The sequence below is a fragment of the Variovorax sp. 01T439_2 genome, assembly GCF_056398445.1.
In genome coordinates, this window is the sequence record NZ_JBFTPJ010001224.1 from 1 (window position 1) to 1,363 (window position 1,363).

1 protein-coding gene and 1 pseudogene are annotated in these 1,363 nt (G+C 68.8%); both read right to left on the reverse strand.

Annotated features, from left to right (window positions below):
• Positions 1 to 169: pseudogene (locus AC1DOC_RS33765) on the reverse strand (AI-2E family transporter); the annotation flags it as partial.
• 42 nt (positions 170 to 211) lie between these two features.
• Entirely contained in the window at positions 212 to 1,252 is a 1,041-nt protein-coding gene (gene purM / locus AC1DOC_RS33770) for a phosphoribosylformylglycinamidine cyclo-ligase (RefSeq protein ID WP_478079833.1), read from the reverse strand.
• Positions 1,253 to 1,363 lie beyond the last annotated feature (111 nt).

Below are 1,363 nucleotides of genomic sequence, written 5' to 3' on the forward strand. Positions count from 1 at the left end.
ACCAGCGGGTGGCCAGGAAGCCGATGCACACGCACAGCAGGCCGGGCAGCAGGTGCTGCCACATCACCAGCAGCAGCGCGGCCGGCATCAGCAGGTAGCTGGCCAGCACCACGTTGCGCGAGGCGGGCTGGGGCTTGGTTTCGAAAGTGGCGAGGGAGGGCTTGGCCATCAGGGTCCGGGTGCTGCGCTGGCGAGCCTCGGAGCGAGGAAATCAGCCAACCACGACGGCGGCGCCCGCGCCGCGCTCGGCGATGGTGCCGATCTCGAACACCGACTCGCCGGCCGTGCGCAGCGTGGCGGCGCAGGCGGCGGCTTCGGCCGCGTCGATCACCACCACCATGCCGATGCCGTTGTTGAAGGTGCGGTTCATCTCGATGTCGTCGATGCCGGCCACCTTCTGCAGCCAGGCGAAGAGTTCGGTCTGCGGCCAGCTGCCCTTCCTGAGGTGGGCGGCCGTGCCTTCGGGCAGCACGCGCGGAATGTTCTCGAGCAGGCCGCCGCCCGTGATGTGGGCCAGCGCCTTGATCGGGTGCTTGGCCAGCGCCTCGAGCACCGGCTTCACGTAGAGGTGGGTGGGTTCCATCACGGCTTCGCGGAAGGGCTTTCCGTCGAGCGTGGCGGGCAGGTCGGCCCCGGCGCGTTCGATCACCTTGCGCACCAGGCTGAAGCCGTTGGAGTGCACGCCGGCCGAGGCCAGGCCCAGCACCACGTCGCCGGGCTTCACGTTCTGGCCCGTGAGGATCTTGGCCTTTTCGACCGCGCCGACCGCGAAGCCCGCCAGGTCGTACTCGCCGGCCGGGTACATGCCGGGCATTTCGGCGGTTTCGCCCCCGATCAGCGCGCAGCCGGAAATCTCGCAGCCGCGGGCGATGCCGCCGATCACGGCCGCGGCCGTGTCCACCTCGAGCTTGCCGCAGGCGAAATAGTCGAGGAAGAAGAGCGGCTCGGCGCCCTGCACCAGCACGTCGTTGACGCTCATGGCCACCAGGTCGATGCCGACCGTGTCGTGCATGTTCCATTCGAAGGCCAGCTTGAGCTTGGTGCCCACGCCGTCGGTGCCGCTCACCAGCACCGGCTCCTTGTAGCGCTTGGGCACCTCGAACAGCGCGCCGAAGCCGCCGATGCCGGCCAGCACGCCTTCGCGCAGGGTCTTCTTGGCGAGCGGCTTGATGCGGTCGACCAGTGCGTCGCCGGCATCGATATCGACACCTGCATCCTTGTAGCTGAGCGGGGTGGGCGTGGGGGAAGTCATGGTCGGACGGTGTCGAGAAGGGCGGGAAGGTGGAGGCGCCGGCGACCGAAGCGGCCGGGCCGATAGAATTCCTCACGATTTTAAGGGCCCTCCGGGCCCCCTCCATGAACC